The organism is Chryseobacterium sp. POL2, from assembly GCF_011058315.1.
Lineage (GTDB): Bacteria > Bacteroidota > Bacteroidia > Flavobacteriales > Weeksellaceae > Soonwooa.
Map to the genome: position 1 here is coordinate 1,291,268 of NZ_CP049298.1, position 19,709 is coordinate 1,310,976.

The following is a 19,709-nucleotide window of genomic DNA, read 5'->3' on the forward strand; positions in this document are numbered from 1 at the left end:
ACACAAATTTCATGGTAACTGGTTTTATTAACACAAATGATGGAAACCAAAACCTGCGATAAATTCGCAGGTTTTTTTTATTTGAGCTAACAAAAAAAGCGAAATCCTAGGATTTCGCTTTTTTGAGTTTGGATAAGTTTAAAACTATTTCTTTTTGCGCATATGCTCTTGTTTCTTTTGTTGCTCCTGAGCTTGCTCCATCATCTCTCTCATTCGTTTTTGGAAACGTCCTTCAGGTTTTGGTGCCTTTTTCTTATTCTCTTGGATTTGAGCATGAATTTTCTTTTCGTCCAAGATAAAATATTTAATCACCAAAATAATGATAATGTTAATCGCATTGGATACAAAATAATACCAAGAAAGACCAGATGCAGACGTATTTAAGAAGAATAAGAATGTAATTGGGAAAATGTACATCAACACCTTCATATTCGGCATACCTTCTTGTTGTGGTTGTTGTATGTTACCTGCAGTCATCATCGTATAGATCAAAATAACAGCGGTACACGCAATTGCAAAAATACTCAAATGCTCTCCTAAGAATGGGATATTAAATGGTAATTTAATTAAATCATCATAAGCGGTTAAATCTTCTGCGAACCAGAAACTTTTTCCTCTAAGATCCAACATATTCGGGAAGAAACGGAATAATGCGTAGAATAACGGAACTTGCACCAAAGCCGGTAAACATCCTGCCAATTGGTTAACGCCTGCTTTTCTATAGACCGCCATGGTCTCTTGCTGTTTCTTCATCGGGTCAGCATCTTTGAATTTTTTGTTCACCTCATCGATCTCTGGACGAATCACCTTCATCATCGCACTCAACTTATGCTGTTTGTACATAATCGGCGACAAAATTAATTTTACGATAATCGTCATTAAGAAAATTACCCAACCTGCAGCAATGCCCCAAGAAGAAATTACATCGTACATTGGCATGAAAACATGTCTGTTAAGCGATCCTATGAAAGACCAACCTAATGGCAAGATCTCATCAAAATTTTTATTATCAAACGATTTTAACAATTGTAAATCCAAAGGCATGAAGTACCAAGAAAAATCCTGATTGAACTCTCCGCCTGTTAAAGCTACTTGTCCATCGTAATTAAACTTCTTAAGATATTCGCCTTCTTCAACATTATCCTGAAAACCTTTAGATTGCGTAAAACCATGTTGCGCTTCCAAAACTGCAACGAAGAATTGTTGTTTTACCCCAATCCAGTTAAGCGTTTCTTTGGTTTCGTCCATGTCTGTACGCGCATCATAGTCATAATCTTTATAATTATTAAAAGCGTATACAAACTCGGTATGCGTTTGTTCTTGTGCACGACCTTTTTCTAACTCACGAACGTTATAATTCCATTTGAAAGTCGCTTTCGTATCTGCTGTAATTGTTGACAATCCTTTGGTTCTTACTTTAAAATCCAAAGTATATTTAGGATTCAAAGTATAGATAAACTGAATAGTTGCCGCGTTAATTTGACTAGTCAATGTCAAGGTATTGCCGTTAACACTTGGTGCAAAAACCAAGTCTTTGGTGTTAATCAGTTTTCCAGATTTATCTTTAAACTCAAAACCGTAATCGGAGTTTTTGTTATTAAAAAGATAAAGAGGTTTATTTTTGTTTTTACCATCAAAGGCGTTGTACTTGTTAAGTTGTACGGTAGAAACTTGTCCGCCAAGACTAGAAAACTCCAAGCTAAGCTCGTCATTTTTAAGATTCACTTTTTGGATAGCATTGGCTGCTACATTGTTAACATTGGCTGCGCTAATATTGGCAGTTGCAGATTGCTCTGTCTTTTTGGTTTGTTGCGTAATCTGTGTTTGCTCTTGGTCAACTTGTCTATTTTGAAAATAGAGCATAAAGCCTAACAAAAGTAAAGACAGCACCCCAAAGCTGATTAACTGATTTTTATCCAGTCCGTTGTTCTGTTGCATTAAAAAGAATTTTAGAATTTGGTTTTAAAATAATTTTAGTTCTTGATTTTCTGAACTTTAATTAAATCTAAAACGACTATACTATTTCATATTTTTCGAACGACAAAAATAAGATTTATTTTTTACAATACTCGGTAATAATCTCTAATCTTTATCATCCTTATAATAAGACGAATGACCCAAAGTTTTGCTTCGGGTCATTACATTATTTATTTATTTCTAAAAATTATTTTTTAGATTTCGTTGCGGCACTTATCAAAGCTTTGAACAATGGATGTGGTGTGGCAACGGTACTTTTGTATTCTGGATGATATTGTACACCGACATAGAAAGGATGATCTTTTAACTCAATCGTTTCTGCCAGTCCTGTTTCGGGGTTTTGTCCAGAAATCATCATATCTTTATCTTCAAATTCTTTTTTGTAATCTGAATTGAATTCATAACGGTGTCTGTGACGCTCCGAAATTGTTTTGGCACCGTATATTTCCGCTAATTTAGAATTTGGTTTCAAAGCACATTTCCAGGCTCCAAGACGCATAGTTCCTCCTTTGTCAACAATATTTTTCTGTTCTTCCATAATAGAAATAACAGGATCGGGCGTTGCCGTATCAAACTCGGTACTATTAGCTTTGTTAAGTCCAAGCACATTTCTAGCAAATTCAACAGTCATAATTTGCATACCTAGACAAATCCCCAAAGTTGGGATTTTGTTAACTCTCGCATATTCTGCAGCCAAAATTTTGCCTTCGATACCGCGATCACCAAAACCTGGAGCGATCAACATACCATCGACATCTTTAAAAGTTTCCTGCAAGTTAGCTTCTTCCAAATCGCCACTGTACACCCATTTCACATTAACATCTGTTTCCAGATCTGCGCCTGCGTGAATGAAAGCTTCTGCAATCGATTTGTAAGAATCTTGCAAAGAGACATATTTTCCAACCAAAGCGATGTTCACTTTGCGTTTTGGATTTTTATATTTTTTAAGGAAGTTTTTCCAATCTTTAAGATCAGCTTCTTTGTTAATCGGAAGGTTTAATTCTTTTAAAACAACCTCATCGAAATTCTGCTTTTGTAGATCTACAGGCACTTCATAGATGGTTTCCATGTCTTTGCATTCGATAACATTTTCTAATGCCACGTTACAAAACTGTGCTAATTTTGCACGTAGATCTTTCGGGATTTTGTGTTCTGTTCTACAAACCAAAACGTCGGCCTGTATTCCGCTTTCCATCAACTGGCGTACAGAATGTTGAGAAGGTTTGGTCTTTAGCTCGCCACTTGCCGCCAAATAAGGCAACAATGTCAAATGGATGACCATAGAATTATTTTTACCTAATTCCCACTGCAATTGTCTTACACTTTCGATGTAGGGTAAAGATTCGATATCACCTACTGTTCCTCCAATTTCGGTGATAATAATATCGTAATTTTTCTTGGATAGTATTTTTACACGACGTTTTATCTCATTGGTGATGTGTGGAATAACCTGAACAGTTTTTCCTAGAAACTCTCCACGGCGTTCTTTTTCGATAACCGTCTGGTAAATTCTACCTGTTGTTACAGAATTGTTTTGACTTGTTTGGCTGTCAAGGAAACGTTCGTAATGTCCAAGGTCAAGATCTGTTTCTGCACCATCTTCGGTCACATAACATTCGCCATGTTCGTAAGGGTTTAGCGTGCCGGGGTCTATGTTAATGTAAGGATCTAGTTTTTGGATAGTGACGTTAAAACCGCGAGATTTTAACAGCAGTCCCAGAGAAGCTGAGACGATGCCTTTACCCAGTGAAGAAGTAACACCACCTGTTACAAAGATGTACTTCGTTTCTTTTTTACTCATTAGATTAGGTTTGTGCAAAGTTAAAGCATACGGAACAGAAAAGCAATTTTAGGCCTCTTAAATATTTTATAATTCTTTGTAATCTTTTAATTTAGCAGAAACTTTTTCAACATGAATTTTGAAATCCAATCGGACAGAACAATTTCTCAAGCTTTTTTAAATTTAGAAAAAACAAACTTTTGGGAAGCAGCCACTTTTGTTCAAAATTTGGATTACAAAAGAAATTCTGACAAACATAATCCTTTGATTGTTTTGCAAGAATCTTGTGGAACCTGCAGTTCTAAACACGCTTTACTAAAACGGCTTATCGACGAAAATGAACAATCAAACTTTCAGTTCATGCTCGGTATTTTTCTTATGAATGGCGATAATGCCCCAAAAATAAAATCGGTTCTGGAACATTATAATTTGGCCGAGATTCCCGAAGCGCACAATTATCTAAAATGGAATCATCAAATCTTAGACTTTACAAGCCGAACCTGGCGCCGCGAAAATTTCATGCCTTATCTTTTAAAAGAAATTGAAATCCAACCCGAGCAAATCACCGATTTTAAAATTAAATACCATCAAAACTTTTTACAAGATTGGCTCAATGAACATTCTGAAATCTCCTATTCTGTAGAGGAAATTTGGAACATTAGAGAAGAATGTATTGTGGCTTTATCGCAATAAAAAAACCTGCCAACTAGCAGGTTTTATATTTTAATGAATATGTTTTTCGGCATGATAAGAACTGCGCACCAAAGGCGAACTTTCCACATGACGGAATCCTAAATCTCTTGCAAACGCGCCATATTCGTCAAATTCTTCCGGCGTGATAAAACGTTGTACAGGCAAATGTTTTTTGGTGGGTTGAAGATATTGACCAAGTGTGATAACATCGACATTCGCATTTCTAATATCTTCGATGGTTTGGAAAACCTCCTCTTTTGTTTCGCCCAATCCTAGCATAACGCCCGTTTTGGTACGATGTTGACCGGCTTCTTTAAGATATCTTAGAACATCCAAACTTCTCTCATATTTCGCCTGGATGCGGACTTCGCGCGTCAGACGTTTTACCGTTTCCATATTATGAGAAATCACTTCTGGTGCCACTTCTATCAATCTATCGAGGTGTTTTGTAATACCTTGGAAATCGGGGATCAAAGTTTCCATCGTGGTTCCTGGAGAAATTCTCCTTACGGCATTCACGGTTTCCGCCCATAAGATAGACCCCATATCTTTAAGATCGTCGCGATCAACAGATGTCAAAACCGCATGTTTGATTTTCATTAATTTGATAGAACGCGCCACTTTTTCTGGCTCATCCCAGTTAACATCCAATGGCTTGCCTGTTTTAACACCACAAAATCCACAAGAACGCGTACAAATATTTCCTAAAATCATAAAAGTTGCGGTACCTTCTCCCCAACATTCGCCCATATTGGGACAACTTCCACTTTGACAAATGGTATTTAGCTTATACTTATCCACCAAATTTCGCAACTCACGGTAGTTCTTACCTGTTGGTAATTTTACACGAATCCATTTTGGTTTTTGCGTGATTGTATTTTCCATTATTTTTAAACTATTACAACTGATTTTAAAAATCGGTTCCGTTATCTTTCAACATTTCGGATAAAACTTTTTTGGCGCGCATTATCCTTACTTTGGTATTGGCGACAGAAAGTTTCAAGTCCTCTGCAATTTCTTTAATACTTTTTTCTTCAAAAAAGCGAAGTTTTATGATGTCTTGGTATTTCGCATCCATCGTCTCGATAATCTGAACGATTTTTCTTTGTTCTTCTTCTGAGATTAACAATTCTTCAGGCGATTTTGCAAAATGATTTTTAACTTCGTCTAGCGAGTCGTTGGCATCTTCGCTTTCGCGACTTTTTTTCCTCCAAAAATCAATTATTGTATTTTGTGCAATGGTCAAAATCCAGGTTTTAAATTGAAAATTGGGATCATACATATCCAACTTTGACAAGACTTTTGAAAAGACATGCACAGTGATTTCGTCGGCATCATTTTCGTCTTTCACTTTTTTCATCACAAATGAGAACACATCAACCCAAAAGAGATTAATCAGTTGTGTCTGTGCTTTTTGGTCTTTATCCTTAGCATTTTGGACTAATTCTATTAAGGTTTCTTTTTTCATTTGAGACAAGCAAAGATACGAAATATCTTCCGCTGACAAATAGAAGACTCCGATAGATAAAAGTAATTTTCTATTAATTTTTTTAAATATTTTTTATCTATAATATTTAAAAACCTTTTCGGATTTAAAACCGAGATTATGTTTAAAAATGGACAATCAAACGAATTTCAGCTGAATACAATTTAAAATATATGACAACTTAAATTATAAAAACCGTAATTTTGTAGGCTTTTATTTAACTTAATTAACAATAGAAATCAACACGATGAAATTTTATAAATATCAAGGTACTGGTAACGATTTTGTAATGATCGACAATCGTAATACAGACTTCCCAAAAGACAATACAGAACTCATCCAAAAGCTTTGTGACAGGCGTTTTGGTATTGGCGGCGATGGTCTTATTTTATTAGAAAATGATGCACATTACGATTTCAAAATGTTGTATTATAATGCTGATGGTAACGAGAGCAGCATGTGTGGTAATGGCGGCAGATGCATTGTTGCTTTTGCTCATTTTTTGGATATTTTCGAAGATAAAACAAGCTTTACTGCCATTGATGGTCTGCATGAAGCGGAAATAAAAAGTGGCATTGTAAAACTAAAAATGATTGATGTAGATTGTTTAAAAATGATTGATAACGATTTTGAACTAAACACAGGTTCTCCGCATTATGTGAAGTATGTTGATGATGTCGAAAACTATGATGTTTATCATATTGGTAACAAAATCCGAAATTCAGATACATATAAAGAGAAAGGCATCAATGTTAATTTTGTAACAGAACTCCCTGAGAACAAGCTATTTGTAAGAACTTATGAACGCGGTGTTGAAGACGAAACTTTCAGTTGTGGAACGGGTGTTACAGCAGCGGCTTTAACTTTTATGAAAAAGAAACATCTAAGCTCTGTGCCTGTTAAAGTTTTGGGTGGTCAACTCAAAGTATATGCAGAAGAAACAGAAGGAAAATTTAAAAACATTTGGTTAGAAGGTCCTGCCAAACAAGTATTTATAGGAAATATAGAAATCTAATATGAAAAAACTAATCTCGATTGTCATTATTGCGGTTATTGCCATTGGTGGTTATTTTGGATATCGTTTTTATTCCAAATACTATGGAAGCAATGTTAGCAAAGAAGGATTTGTACTCATTCCACAGAATGCTGATTTCAAAAAAGTAATGGACTCTCTTCGACCTTATTTATCAAATGTTGATAATTTTGAAAGTGTTGCAAAAGACAAAAATCTTGCAGAAAATATCAAAGCGGGTCGCTACGAAATAAAATCTGGCACCAACAACAGCAATCTTGTTAATATGATAAAAGCTGGAAACCAAACGCCAGATAATTTCAGAATTAAAGATTTTGATGATGTTTATCAAATGATAGGACGTGTTACCAGAAAAACAGAACTCGACTCCGCAAGATTTGTAAAAGATTTTGATGCTATCGCTCAAGAAAAAGCTTATAAAAATGCCGAGGATCTCAAAAAATATTTTTTTAATGACACGTACCAATTTTTTTGGACCGTAACGCCAAAAGAGTTTTTTGAAAAATTTAATAAAGATTATCAAGAATTTTGGAATAACAATCGTATTGCCAAAGAAAAACAATCTGGCTTATCAAGAGATCAAATTTACGCTTTAGCCTCTATCGTTTACAAAGAATCTGGCGGTAAAAAAGACGAACAAAAAACCATTGCTGGGCTTTATCTTAACCGTTACAAAAAAGGCATGAAACTGCAAAGCGACCCAACAGTAATCTATGCTATCAACAAAACAAGTAATTTCACAAAGCAAATAAAACGCGTCTATTACAAAGACCTAAAAACGCCATCGCCATATAACACCTATGCCAACGCAGGCATTCCACCAGGACCTATCTGCGTTGTTGATAAAAACTCCATCGACGCGGTGCTAGACGCTGACCATAATAACTACATCTATATGTGTGCTGATCCAGCAAGATTGGGTTATCATAAATTCACTGATAATGATGTGGAACATGCCAAAAATGCCAAAGCTTATCAAGATTGGCTTAATGCAAAACAGATAAAATAATACTTTTCGAACCTTGATAAAAGCTTCGGTAAACAAAAAATTATGATAAAAACAGAAATCAGAAACATTATTCAGAGAAGGACATTCGGACTTGTATTTGTACTGGGAGCAGCCTCTATGGCTTTTGCGCAAGAGCGACCAGCTGCGACACAACAAAAAATGGCCGTAACAGGTCGTGTACAAGACGGTGCCAACAACGGCATTGGTTACGCGTCGATTACTTTTAAAAATAAAAACAATCCGCAGCTTAGTGATGCTGTTTTGGCAAATGTAGACGGTAATTTCAAAATCGAATTGGCAGCAGGCAATTACGATGTGACAATAGAAGCTATCGATTTTAAACCAAAAACGCAAACGATTCAAGTTACAAAACCAGGGACAATTCCTGCATTTGTTATTCAAGGTAATGAAGTTGCCAATCTGGATAAAACAACCCAAATCCAAGGTGTTGTAATTACTGCTGCTGCTGCAAAACCTTATCGTGTAGAATTGGACAAAAAAACCTATGACCCTTCGCAAGATATCGTGAGTAAGGGTGGAAACTTGCAGGATGTGTTATCCAATGTGCCTTCGGTTTCTGTGGATACAGACGGTACGGTTTCTATGCGAGGAAGTTCTAATGTTAAGTTTTTGATTAATGGAAAACCTTCATCACTTTTAGGAATTGATGACGGTGCCAATGCGCTGCAATCTATCCCAGCAGACCAAATTGAAAAAATCGAAGTTATTACCAATCCGTCTTCAAAATTTGAAGCTTCCGGAACATCGGGTATTCTTAATATTATTTTAAAGAAAACTAAAAAAGTAGGTTTCAATGGTTCTGTCACAGGTAGTTTAGGATATTACCCAAGAACCAATCTTAACACCAACCTAAGCTGGAGAAAAGACAAATTAACCTTCTTCATCAATGGTGGCGGTGGTTACATGGAAAACAAAAATACCAACGAGAACGACACCTATTATAATAATGTAGCAACCATAGGCGATCCAACAGCTATTATCCAAAGAACAAAAAATAACAGCAAAGGGCAAAACTATAATGCGACAACAGGTCTAGTGTATGACATTAGCGACAAAACATCTTTTAACATTTCTGGAACTGTAAGAAGTTTTGAAAATGACAGCAATGGTCGTTTGACTTATGATTATCAGAATTTCCAAGCTATCAATAATTTCAGAAATCGTGACCAAATTGGACGCATGGTGAATTTAGCTTTCCAAGGAGATGTTGGTGTGGATCATAAATTTGATGACAAAGGACAAAACATTTCCTTATCATTCAGCGCACAACGCAATCGTTCTGTCAACAAAAATGATATTACAGAGTTTAATAATAATGCTTTTGTACTAGAAGATAACACCTGGAGAAGAAGTGTTAATAAAACGATTATCGCAAAAGCAGATTACGAACTTCCTATTGGAGAATATTCCAAAATCGAAGCCGGATATCGTCTAGATGCCAACAACAATGACTACCAAAATATCGTAAACAGTACATCTAACAATCCCGCGATTGCGAATTACAACAACGTTACGAGTTATAAAGAAACCTTCAACGCGATATATGCGCAATTCAAAAGTAAAATTGGTGAAAAATTCGCTTATCAATTAGGTTTAAGAAACGAACATTCAAAAATTGATATCGACTATAGAAATCTGAATCAAAGCCTTCCACATAATTCCAAAAGCTATAACAATATTTTCCCAAGTGTTTTCTTAAGTTATGATTTAGCAAAAGGAAGTCAGTTTTTAGTTAACTACTCAAAAAGAATTGACAGACCAAGATCATTCTTCATGGTTCCTTATCCTAATTATTCTGACAACCAAAACATCTTCGAAGGTAATATTGATCTTAACCCATCTTATGTTAACTCTTTCGAATTTGGATATAGTTTGCAAAAAGGAAAAATAACCATCAACCCTACATTGTACTACCGTCATGCGACAGATGATACAAAAATGTTGGTTTATAGAAATGATGAAACATCGAATGTTTTCTACACAAAACCAATTAACTTAGGTGATGATGATAGATATGGTTTGGATCTTAACTTCACTTACGACCCTTTCAGTTGGTTAAAATTGATGGGTAGCTTAGACTTATTTGGTTACAAAACTACTGGTATTGCGAGCTACGTAGCAAAAGACATCAATGGTAACGACGTAACGAGAACTATGGACTTCACAGGTGACGGGTTCTCAACAAGAGCTAGATTAAATTCTACCTTTAAATTAGACAAAACCTTTAGCATACAACTTCAAGGTTTCTTCCGAGGTGGACAAAAATCTGCCAACCAAAAAACTGCAGACATGTACGCGCTTAACCTAGGTGCTTCAAAAACAATCTGGAAAGGAAACGGAACCATTACCTTCAACATCCAGGATATCTTCAATACAAGAGGTCGAGAAGTATTTAGCTACAATTCGGACTACACGCGTCGATCTTTCATGCAATTTCAACCAAGACAATTTAGCGTATCGTTAAGTTACCGCTTCCGTCAAGGTGAAAAAGTAGAACAGCCTAAACGAAAAAAAGACATCAATGCCAATGCTACTGGTGGCGACGATCAACAAGGACCAATGTAAATATTGGAAATGATATAAAACTAAAAACTGCTTTCGGGCAGTTTTTTTTATTTTTAAATATTCTTGAACTGCATTAAAATTAAATTGTCTCACAGAAAACGATAAGACAACAAAAAAGCCACATCTTGCGATATAGCTTTTATTGTTAGATAAATATCTTGGATTATTTTCCTCCGAAAGACTTATCTTTAATTCTTGCTTTCTTACCTCTAAGATTACGGAAGTAATAGATTCTAGCTCTTTTAACTTTACCTTCTCTGTTAACTTCAATTTTTTGAAGTGCAGGCATGTTGATAGGGAAAACTCTTTCCACACCAACATCTCCACTCATTTTTCTGATGGTAAATGTCTTAGTAGCACCAGTTCCTCTTAGCTGGATCACCACACCTTTAAAGAACTGAGTTCTTGTTTTTTGACCTTCCTTAATTTCGTAATAAACAGTAATTGTATCACCTGCTTTGAAACTTGGGAACTCTTTTTTGTCAATGTACTTGTCTTGTACGTACTTAATTAAATCCATTATTTAAATAAAAAAATAATTCAAAGTCAAACAACTTTCACGCCTTTCGTCAGAGGTTGATTAACAGATTGCAAAATTAATCATTTTTATGAATTCTACAATACAAATTATATTTTTTTATTGCTTTTAATACTCGAATTATCAAAGACTTAGTTTCAAAAGTATTTTAATACGATCTCAAAAACGAAGAATATCCGCTTAAAAGACTAAGAATTAAGATTTTTTTATATTTTATAATGTTCAGTATCTAAAATCTTATCACTATTTTTGCCAGATGTTAAAAAAGCTATTAGGACTTTCTGTTTTGGCACTTTTGTTTTCTTGCAAGAAAGATTATGTGCCCAAGCCTAGCGGGGATTTGCGATTAGAATATCCAAAACCACGTTATCAGACTTTTAGTACAGATTGTCCTTTTCAGTTTGACTATTCAGACTTTGCGGTGATACAAAATGCAAAAGAATCGTGTTGGTATAATATCAATTACAAAAATATGAAAGCCAAAGTCTTCATCACCTATCTTCCCATAACGGGCGATTTCCAAAGCCATCTGAAAGAGGCAGAAAGAATGGTGTATGAGCATACGATAAAAGCCACTTCTATCGACACGAAAAGCTTTTCTTATCCAGAGAAAAAAGTTTATGGTAATTTTTACGAATTGCAAGGCCAGTCGGCATCCAACATTCAGTTTTATGTGACGGATAGCACCAGACATTTTTTAACTGGAAATTTATATTTTAACACCCGTCCAAAACCCGATTCTTTAGCACCGGCGGTGGACTACATAAAAAAAGACATTCTCCACTTGATAGATACTTTTCAGTGGAAAAAATAATATTAAATTTAAATAAAGACTTATAGATATGAAATTACTAGCAGTAGGAACTGTAGCATTTGACGCTATCGAAACCCCATTCGGAAAAACTGACAAAATCTTAGGCGGTGCAGCAACTTATATCGGACTTGCAGCGTCGGCTTTGGAGGCAGAAGTTGGTTTAGTTTCGGTTATCGGAGGAGACTTTCCACAAGGATATTTGGATATGCTAACTTCAAAAAACATCAACATCGATGGTGTAGAAGTTATCCAAGATGGGAAAACTTTCTTTTGGAGTGGAAAATACCACAACGATCTTAATTCGCGTGACACGCTGGTAACAGAACTTAATGTATTAGAAAATTTTGACCCAAAAATCCCTGCAAGCTTCGCAGATGCTGATGTTTTGATGTTAGGAAACCTTCACCCTGCAGTACAGTTAGCCGTTTTGGAAAGAATGAGCCAAAGACCAAAAATGGTCATTCTTGACACCATGAATTTCTGGATGGATCTTACTTGGGATTTGTTAATGGAAGTAATTGCAAAAACTGACGTTATTACGATAAATGATGAAGAGGCAAGACAATTGTCCGGAGAATATTCTTTAGTAAAAGCCGCTCAAAAAATCCATGCTTTAGGGCCAAAATTCGTGATTATCAAAAAAGGGGAACATGGTGCATTATTATTCCATGACGGGAAAATATTTGCAATTCCTGCGTTACCATTAGAAGAAGTTTTTGATCCAACAGGCGCTGGTGACACCTTTGCTGGAGGACTTGCAGCTTACATCACCAAAACTGGAGATTTCAGTTTCGAGAATCTTAAAAACGCCCTTATCGTAGGAAGTGCGATGGCATCTTTCACGGTAGAAAAATTCGGGACTGTACGTTTAGAAAACGTTACTAAAGATGAATTAAAATCAAGAATCAATCAGTTCCGCGAGTTAACAACTTTCGAACTTAGTATGTAAAAAATGTTTGACATCAAACATCAATAATATTATATAATGAAGAAGACTTTTTTTGTATTAGCGGCATTGGCAACTCAGGTTGCATTTGGTCAAAGCATTATTGTAGGCGACCAAAATATCACGCTAAAGGATTTTAAAGAAAAATATAAATACGGTCTCGAACAAACAGGCATCGATGCAACCATAAATTCTACGGTAGAATTTATGTTACTTCAACAGTTAGCAAAAGAAAAAAAAGCTGATACTTTGAGTTCTTTCCGCAACGCGGTTAATATGAGAACAAAGGATCTGAAAGACGCGCATTTGATTCCTGCAAGAATCTTGGATCCTGTGATTTCAGAGTATTTGAGAGCTAGCCAAACCGAATACAAAATCCAGGTTTTCAATGTAATAAAACAAGCGGAAGACACCAACAATTACGACCAAATCTATAAAGACGTAAAAGCTGGGACAACAACCATAGACAACGCACTGGAAAAATATGTTAAAAATCCAATGCCTCCGACTTATATAAAAGCTGGCGTCTTGGACAACGAGCTTTTCGCAGAAATAGAAAAAACACCTGTTGGAAGCTATACCAAACTATTCAACGCCAATGGTAGCTTTGTTTTTGCTAAACTTATCGAGAAAAGACCTAGCCTTGGTTATGTGACTTTTGGGACATTGTCCTACCCTAACGATTTTAATGCAGATGAAACGAAAGCAAAAATTTATGCTGCGCTGAAATCAGGAAAAAAATTCGAGGAAGTTATTAAGGAATTTGGTTCCACAGATCACGAAAGAAAAAACGGTGGTTTGGTGCTAGGCTCTCCAGTTCTGCCCGATGAAGTCTATGCTCAGCTTAAAGGAAAAACTGCTGGATATTACACAACAGAGCCGATCAAGATTGATAAAAAATTCTTCATTTTTAACATTTATCATATTGAGCCTTACAAGCTTAGTAATGAAAATAAAGAATTCTTCAAAGACGAACTCAAAAGAAGTACTTACGCAGGGAATGTAAGCGACAATCTTCTTAAAAACATTATGATAGCGCCAGATTATAAAAGCTTTCCAGAGTTGGCAACTATTAAAAAAAGTTATGCTGATTTTAAGAATTTTAAAAATACAAACGCGCCACTGTATCAATACAAATCTAAAGTTGAAAAATATTCTGACCTGAAAGATTTCATCGATAAAAACTACAAAAGTCTTGATGCAATTCCCGCAACAGAATGGTCAAATCTTATCGATTATCAAATCAAAGATTTTGTTTACCAAGCGTTCGTTGATGACTTTGAAAACCGTCCCGAAATTAAAACAGAGCTAAACGATTTACGTCAAAACCTTTACTCACAATACATTTTTGATGATTATCTTAAAGGCGAGATCAACAAAGATGAAAAAGGACAAAAATCTTATTTTGAAAATCATAAAGACAAATACAAATGGGAAAAACGTGCCAGTAGTCGCGTTGCCATTATCTCTGACCCTAAATTGGTTTCTGAGGTTAAAAAAGAAATGGCCAATCTTAAAAACTGGGAAAGTCTAAAAGCTAAATACGATAAGAAGCTGAATGCTAAAAATCAAATTTTGGTAAGTTTTGAAGAAGGAAAAGTCCCTGCAAGCGCTGAAGTTTTCACCGAGTTCAAAGTTCCTTACGAAAAAGGCGTTCATCAAACAAAAGTGAAAGACCGCGATGTTATCGTAGCTGTTGACGAATTGCTACCAGAAGAAAACATGACTTTCGAAGAAGCACAAGCCAATGTGAAAGATGCGATGACAGAACAATTCTTGAAAGAAAGTATCGCCAATCAAAAAAAGAAAATAAAAGTTGAAATACAACCGGGTTTTGTAGAAGACCTTGCCAAGACTTTTAAGAAATAATTATAATAAAAGATTGACAACAATCCATTTATAATCCTATTTTTGCAAACAAATTTTACAAAAAAACATAATGTTAAATAAATTAAAATCGGTTTTTATCCTGCTAGCTTTAGTTCTTATAAATTCGAACATACAGGCTCAGATAAAACCAGGTCAATACTTAGACGGCATTGCAGCGGTTATCGGTGACGAGATCGTATTAGAATCCGACATTGAAGAACAAGCCAACTACGCAAAACAACAAGGCACACAAGTGGCTGATAAATGTGAGTTTTTGACAAGCATTGTTAACAACAAAATTATCATCTACGAAGCGAAAAGAGATACGTTGATCGAAAATCGTGCTGCTGTTATTAAAGATATGGCACAACAAAAGTATAACCAAATCTTATCACAATTCCCAGACGAGAAAACCATGTTAGGCATGTACAAGTTCCGTACAGGATACGAAATGCGAAATGCTATTGAAAAAATCGACTCTGACCAATATTATGGACAACAGAAATACGCAAGAATTACGGAGAAAACAGACGTTACGCCTAACGAGGTAACCGACTTTTTTAACCAGTTCAAATACCAATTACCTCAGGTAAAAGATGAAGTTATTCTTGGCAAAATTAGTATTTACCCCAAGTTGACAGAAGCGCACAAACAAGAGCTTATCGACAAACTCAATAAAATTAAAAAAGACATTCTTGCAGGCGAATCTTTTGAAACACAAGCCAGAATATATTCGGAAGATGAAGGCTCAGCAGCCAATGGCGGTCTTTATAAAAACATCAACAAAGGCCAAATGGTAAAGCCTTTTGAGGCCGCAGCACTTAACCTACAAGAAGGCGAAATGTCAGAACCTGTAGAATCCGAATTTGGTTTCCACTTAATCCAATTAGTTAAAAGAACGGGGAACAAATTCGATGCAAGACACATCTTGTTAAAAGCAGAACCTACAAAAGAAGAAGTAACAACGGCTAAAAAATTATTAGAAAATATTCGTCAACAGATTCTAGATGGTAAAACAACTTTCAAAGATGCTGCTTACAAATATTCTGAAGACAAGTCTACCAAGTTCAACGCTGGGGTAATGCAAGCTCAGGATGGTGGCGACAAGATTGAAAAACTTCACCTTGATCCTACAATATCTTACCAAATTGCGGGACTCAACAAAGGTGATATTACAGAACCTTTTGAAGAAACGCTTAACCGTAGAAAAGCCATTGCTATTGTTTCTGTTAACGACGTAATTGACGCACACTCTCTTGATATGGAAACGGATTACGAGAGAATTAAAGAGATGGCGCTTAACAAAAAGAAAGGCGAAATCGTTGAAAAATGGGTGAAACAAAAAACACCTAACATCTTCATCTCTATCGATGACAAATACAAAGATTGCCACATCAAAGATGGTTTAGAAAAAAAATAATATTTTTTGTAAAATATAGAAGCCTTACTTTAATTAGTAAGGTTTTTTTATATTAAATGCTAAACCAAAAACGACAATAATTTCTTATCTTTAGCTTTATTAATTTCAAAAAATGAAGAAAGTAAGTATTGGCGTACTAACATTATTAGGCGTATTAGCCACGCAACAAGTTACTGCCCAAAAAACGGATGCGACAGCCGCAACAATATCAAAAAATTCAAAACAATATCAAGAAGTTGGAATCAACTTGTCAATGATGGATAAGTCCGTAAGACCACAGGACGATTTTTTCAATTATGTTAACGGAAATTGGGTTAAAACAGCCAAAATACCAGCCGACAAAGCAAGTTGGGGATCTTTTAACGAACTAAGAGAAAAAACAGACGAAGCCTCTTTGGACATTCTTAACCACATCTTGAGCGATAAGTTTTCACAAGGTTCCGAAGGTCAAAAAATCCAAGACCTTTATGCTTCCTATATGGATCTTAAGAAAAGAGATGCTGATGGTCTGAAGCCAATCCTGGCTGATTTTAAGAAAATAGATGCTATTAAAAACCTTAAAGATTTACAGTCTTATCTTAATCAGGCAACCAAATACGGAGACAATCCTTTCTACGGATGGCGCGTTGGTGCAGATCTTAAAGATTCTAAAAACAATGCCATCTATCTAGGCGCGGCAGACCTTGGTTTAGGAAAAGACTATTACCAAAAAGAAAACGAAGCCAATACCAAAACTCTAACAGAATATCAAAAACATGTCGCAGCTCTTCTAGATATTATCGGTTATAAAAACAGTCCAGAAGTTGCAAAATCTATCGTTGATTTCGAAAAGTCTTTGGCTAAAACTTATTTAACTTTAGAACAAGGTCGCGATGCCAACAAGCGTTACAATCCAAAAACCACTGCGGAACTTTCTGCCATGGTGAAAAATATTGACCTTCCCAATTTTCTTAAAAGTGCTGGCGTTAACACAGATCGTGTTATCCTTGGCGAATTAGCTTACTACCAAAATTTGGATAATTTTATCAATGAAAAAAATCTTCCTTTAATCAAAGATTATATGAAAGTGAGATTACTTTCTGGTAATGCTGGCGTTCTCAATCAAAAAATGGATGCATTAAATTTTTCTTTCTATAGCAAATATCTGCAAGGTCAAGAAGAGCAACGTGCTCTTAATAAACGCGGACTACAAATGATAAATGGTGTTTTAGGAGAAGCTTTCGGAAAATTATATGTTGAAAAATATTTCCCTGAAGAAGCTAAAATGCAAATGCAAGAATTAATTGGTTATTTAATTAAAAGTTACCAAAAACACATCTCTGAGCTAGAATGGATGTCTGCTACAACCAAGGAAAAAGCTTTAGAAAAACTATCGAAATTTACCGTAAAAGTAGCCTATCCTGACAAATGGGAAGATTATTCTAAACTTAAAATTGAAGGTCCAAACAAAACATCTTTGTATGAGAATTTAAAAAATGTTTCGGCTTGGAGATATTCTAAAAACTTAGAAAAAGTTGGTCAGCCAGTTGACAAAACCAAATGGGGAATGACGCCACAAACAGTGAACGCTTATTACAATCCATCCAATAACGAAATCGTTTTCCCAGCCGGAATTCTACAACCGCCTTTCTTCAATTTCAAAGCCGATCCTGCTGTTAATTTTGGCGGAATTGGCGCCGTTATCGGACACGAAATTGGACATGGTTTTGATGATAGCGGATCAAAATTCGATGGTGAAGGAAATCTTAACAATTGGTGGACAGACGAAGACCGCAAAAATTTTGAAGCAGCAACCAAAAAGCTAGGCGAACAATACTCTAATTATGAACCTGTAAAAGGATCTAAAGTCAATGGTACTTTCACAATGGGAGAAAACATTGGTGACCTTGGCGGTGTTGCAGTGGCTTACGACGCTCTACAAATGTATCTAAAAGATCACGGAAATCCAGGATTAATCAGTGGTTACACACAGGACCAAAGATTTTTCCTAAGTTGGGCAACCGTGTGGAGAACCAAATCAACTGACAAATTCTTAACCAATCAAGTTAAAACGGACCCACATTCGCCAGGAATGTATCGAGCAGTTGGACCTTTGGTAAATGTTGACGCTTTCTTCAAAGCTTTCGATATTAAAGAAGGTGACAAACATTACAAAAAACCAGAAGAACGAATCAAAATCTGGTAATAAAATAAAGGCTATCCAAATTTGGATAGCCTTAGTTTTTAAAAAATAGAAAGATATTTATTTAAACCTTTCGAATGCTGCTTTTTCAAGCATTTCGCGGTCATCAGGATGCGAAATATCAATTAAAGCTTTTGCACGTTGTTTTAAATTTTTTCCATATAGATAAGCGGTACCAAATTCGGTACACACATAATGCATGTGTCCTCTTGTCGTCACAACGCCTGCGCCAGGCTTCAAAAAAGGAACGATTCTCGGAATGCCTTTTTTTGTGCGAGAACTCAATGCCATAATAGGTTTTCCGCCTTCACTAAGTGCAGCACCACGCATAAAGTCCATTTGTCCACCGATACCACTATATTGATAAGTTCCTATGGAATCAGCACAAACTTGGCCTGTCAAATCAATTTCAATTGCAGAATTTATAGCATGAACTTTTTTATTTTTCATAATGTTAATCGGAAAATTAACATGCTGAACATCCAAAAAAGCAATTGCAGGATTGTCATCTACGAAATCATACAATTTTTTGGTTCCAAAACAAAAACTCGTAATACTTACATTGTTATGAAAACCTTTGCTTTTATTATTGATAACGTCATTTTTAATAAGATCTATTACACCGTCACTCAACATTTCGGTATGAACACCGAGATCTTTGTGATTACCTAAAGCTTTCAAAACCGCATCAGGAATAGTTCCAATTCCCATTTGTAAAGTCGCACCATCATCGATAATTTCTGCAACATATTTTCCGATAAGCGCTTCTTCTGCACCAGCTTTCGCACCGTAATCAATGGTCATTAAATCTTCCTCGTGCCAAACAAATTTATCAATTTTACTCACATGGATCATCCCATCGCCATGAGTTCTTGGCATTTTCGGATTAACTTGTGCAATAACAATTTTTGCGGTGTCCACTGCAGATCTGGCGATATCTACGGAAGTTCCTAAAGTAACGTAACCATGCTTATCCGGTGGAGACACCGTAACAATAGCCACATCCAAAGCCAATATATTATTTTTAAAAAGAATAGGAATTTCACTTAGAAAAATCGGGACAAAATCTCCTCTTTCTGAATTAACTGCTTCACGAACTGGCGTGGATACAAACAGAGAATTAATTCTGAAGCTCTCTCCATATTCAGGTTTTGCAATGGCCACTTCTCCTTGTTGCGTAATAGAAACCATTTCCACATTTTTTAATCTATGGCTTTGGTTGGCTAGTTCGTTTAACAAAAAATTAGGTGTACATGCACTACCATGCGAGAATATACGATCTCCGCTTTTCACCACGGACACAGCTTCTTCTGCACTTACATAATTTATCATAACTGTTTTACTTACTTTTAGACGAATCCCCTAAAATTATGACT

The 19,709-nt window shown here is 35.7% G+C and carries 15 protein-coding genes; 9 read left to right on the top strand and 6 right to left on the bottom strand.

What is annotated here, in order from left to right:
- Positions 1-144 precede the first annotated feature (144 nt).
- Both yidC and G6R40_RS05960 read right to left on the bottom strand, forming a co-directional pair.
- Positions 145-1,938, bottom strand: coding sequence for a membrane protein insertase YidC (gene yidC / locus G6R40_RS05955; protein WP_165132962.1), 1,794 nt, complete (start codon positions 1,936-1,938; stop codon positions 145-147).
- Positions 1,939-2,164: 226 nt separating this feature from the next.
- Entirely contained in the window at positions 2,165-3,778 is a 1,614-nt protein-coding gene (locus G6R40_RS05960) for a CTP synthase (RefSeq protein WP_165132965.1), read from the bottom strand.
- 111 nt (positions 3,779-3,889) lie between these two features.
- Here G6R40_RS05960 and G6R40_RS05965 point away from each other — a divergent pair, with 111 nt between their 5' ends.
- Entirely contained in the window at positions 3,890-4,450 is a 561-nt protein-coding gene (locus G6R40_RS05965) for a hypothetical protein (RefSeq protein WP_165132968.1), read from the top strand.
- Positions 4,451-4,480: 30 nt separating this feature from the next.
- On the opposite strand, the gene lipA is transcribed toward G6R40_RS05965, so the two are convergent.
- Both lipA and G6R40_RS05975 read right to left on the bottom strand, forming a co-directional pair.
- Positions 4,481-5,335: a lipoyl synthase gene (gene lipA, locus G6R40_RS05970; protein ID WP_165132971.1), complete on the bottom strand. Its 855-nt coding sequence runs from the start codon at positions 5,333-5,335 to the stop codon at positions 4,481-4,483.
- 25 nt (positions 5,336-5,360) lie between these two features.
- Positions 5,361-5,918, bottom strand: coding sequence for an RNA polymerase sigma factor (locus G6R40_RS05975; RefSeq protein WP_165132974.1), 558 nt, complete (start codon positions 5,916-5,918; stop codon positions 5,361-5,363).
- A gap of 265 nt (positions 5,919-6,183) precedes the next feature.
- On the opposite strand from G6R40_RS05975, the gene dapF reads away from it, so the two are divergent.
- From dapF to G6R40_RS05990, 3 genes are read left to right on the top strand one after another with little or no spacing between them, the layout of a single operon-like run.
- Positions 6,184-6,951, top strand: coding sequence for a diaminopimelate epimerase (gene dapF / locus G6R40_RS05980; protein WP_165132977.1), 768 nt, complete (start codon positions 6,184-6,186; stop codon positions 6,949-6,951).
- A 1-nt stretch (position 6,952) separates the two neighbouring features.
- On the top strand, positions 6,953-7,978 hold the full coding sequence (gene mltG / locus G6R40_RS05985) for an endolytic transglycosylase MltG (RefSeq protein WP_165132980.1): 1,026 nt from the start codon (positions 6,953-6,955) through the stop codon (positions 7,976-7,978).
- A gap of 42 nt (positions 7,979-8,020) precedes the next feature.
- Positions 8,021-10,564, top strand: coding sequence for a TonB-dependent receptor (locus tag G6R40_RS05990; protein WP_165132983.1), 2,544 nt, complete (start codon positions 8,021-8,023; stop codon positions 10,562-10,564).
- A 163-nt stretch (positions 10,565-10,727) separates the two neighbouring features.
- On the opposite strand, the gene rplS is transcribed toward G6R40_RS05990, so the two are convergent.
- Positions 10,728-11,084, bottom strand: a complete 357-nt coding sequence (gene rplS / locus G6R40_RS05995) for a 50S ribosomal protein L19 (protein ID WP_165132986.1) — start codon at positions 11,082-11,084, stop codon at positions 10,728-10,730.
- A gap of 274 nt (positions 11,085-11,358) precedes the next feature.
- Here rplS and gldD point away from each other — a divergent pair, with 274 nt between their 5' ends.
- The 5 genes from gldD (at position 11,359) to G6R40_RS06020 (ending at position 18,336) form a co-directional block, all read left to right on the top strand.
- Positions 11,359-11,916, top strand: a complete 558-nt coding sequence (gene gldD, locus G6R40_RS06000) for a gliding motility lipoprotein GldD (RefSeq protein WP_165132989.1) — start codon at positions 11,359-11,361, stop codon at positions 11,914-11,916.
- 28 nt (positions 11,917-11,944) lie between these two features.
- Complete coding sequence (locus tag G6R40_RS06005; RefSeq protein WP_165132992.1) at positions 11,945-12,865, top strand: PfkB family carbohydrate kinase; 921 nt, start codon at positions 11,945-11,947, stop codon at positions 12,863-12,865.
- A 36-nt stretch (positions 12,866-12,901) separates the two neighbouring features.
- The gene (locus G6R40_RS06010) at positions 12,902-14,731 is read left to right on the top strand and encodes a peptidylprolyl isomerase (protein WP_165132995.1); all 1,830 of its coding nucleotides are present in this window, start codon (positions 12,902-12,904) and stop codon (positions 14,729-14,731) included.
- A 70-nt stretch (positions 14,732-14,801) separates the two neighbouring features.
- On the top strand, positions 14,802-16,151 hold the full coding sequence (locus tag G6R40_RS06015; RefSeq protein WP_165132997.1) for a peptidylprolyl isomerase: 1,350 nt from the start codon (positions 14,802-14,804) through the stop codon (positions 16,149-16,151).
- Between the two features lie 112 nt (positions 16,152-16,263).
- Positions 16,264-18,336, top strand: a complete 2,073-nt coding sequence (locus G6R40_RS06020; protein ID WP_165132999.1) for a M13 family metallopeptidase — start codon at positions 16,264-16,266, stop codon at positions 18,334-18,336.
- 57 nt (positions 18,337-18,393) lie between these two features.
- Here the strand turns inward: G6R40_RS06020 and G6R40_RS06025 are convergent, their stop codons facing one another.
- Positions 18,394-19,665: an acetyl-CoA hydrolase/transferase family protein gene (locus G6R40_RS06025; protein ID WP_165133001.1), complete on the bottom strand. Its 1,272-nt coding sequence runs from the start codon at positions 19,663-19,665 to the stop codon at positions 18,394-18,396.
- Between the last annotated feature and the right edge of the window lie 44 nt (positions 19,666-19,709).

Bases quoted from the DNA above. Each gene is read 5' to 3' on its own strand.
- G6R40_RS05960 (WP_165132965.1), bottom strand. From the start codon at position 3,778: ATGAGTAAAAAAGAAACGAAGTACATCTTTGTAACAGGTGGTGTTACT.
- dapF (WP_165132977.1), top strand. From the start codon at position 6,184: ATGAAATTTTATAAATATCAAGGTACTGGTAACGATTTTGTAATGATC.
- G6R40_RS05975 (WP_165132974.1), bottom strand. From the start codon at position 5,918: ATGAAAAAAGAAACCTTAATAGAATTAGTCCAAAATGCTAAGGATAAA.
- G6R40_RS06025 (WP_165133001.1), bottom strand. From the start codon at position 19,665: ATGATAAATTATGTAAGTGCAGAAGAAGCTGTGTCCGTGGTGAAAAGC.
- G6R40_RS05990 (WP_165132983.1), top strand. From the start codon at position 8,021: ATGATAAAAACAGAAATCAGAAACATTATTCAGAGAAGGACATTCGGA.
- gldD (WP_165132989.1), top strand. From the start codon at position 11,359: ATGTTAAAAAAGCTATTAGGACTTTCTGTTTTGGCACTTTTGTTTTCT.
- yidC (WP_165132962.1), bottom strand. From the start codon at position 1,938: ATGCAACAGAACAACGGACTGGATAAAAATCAGTTAATCAGCTTTGGG.
- G6R40_RS06020 (WP_165132999.1), top strand. From the start codon at position 16,264: ATGAAGAAAGTAAGTATTGGCGTACTAACATTATTAGGCGTATTAGCC.
- G6R40_RS06010 (WP_165132995.1), top strand. From the start codon at position 12,902: ATGAAGAAGACTTTTTTTGTATTAGCGGCATTGGCAACTCAGGTTGCA.
- rplS (WP_165132986.1), bottom strand. From the start codon at position 11,084: ATGGATTTAATTAAGTACGTACAAGACAAGTACATTGACAAAAAAGAG.
- G6R40_RS06015 (WP_165132997.1), top strand. From the start codon at position 14,802: ATGTTAAATAAATTAAAATCGGTTTTTATCCTGCTAGCTTTAGTTCTT.
- G6R40_RS06005 (WP_165132992.1), top strand. From the start codon at position 11,945: ATGAAATTACTAGCAGTAGGAACTGTAGCATTTGACGCTATCGAAACC.
- G6R40_RS05965 (WP_165132968.1), top strand. From the start codon at position 3,890: ATGAATTTTGAAATCCAATCGGACAGAACAATTTCTCAAGCTTTTTTA.
- mltG (WP_165132980.1), top strand. From the start codon at position 6,953: ATGAAAAAACTAATCTCGATTGTCATTATTGCGGTTATTGCCATTGGT.
- lipA (WP_165132971.1), bottom strand. From the start codon at position 5,335: ATGGAAAATACAATCACGCAAAAACCAAAATGGATTCGTGTAAAATTA.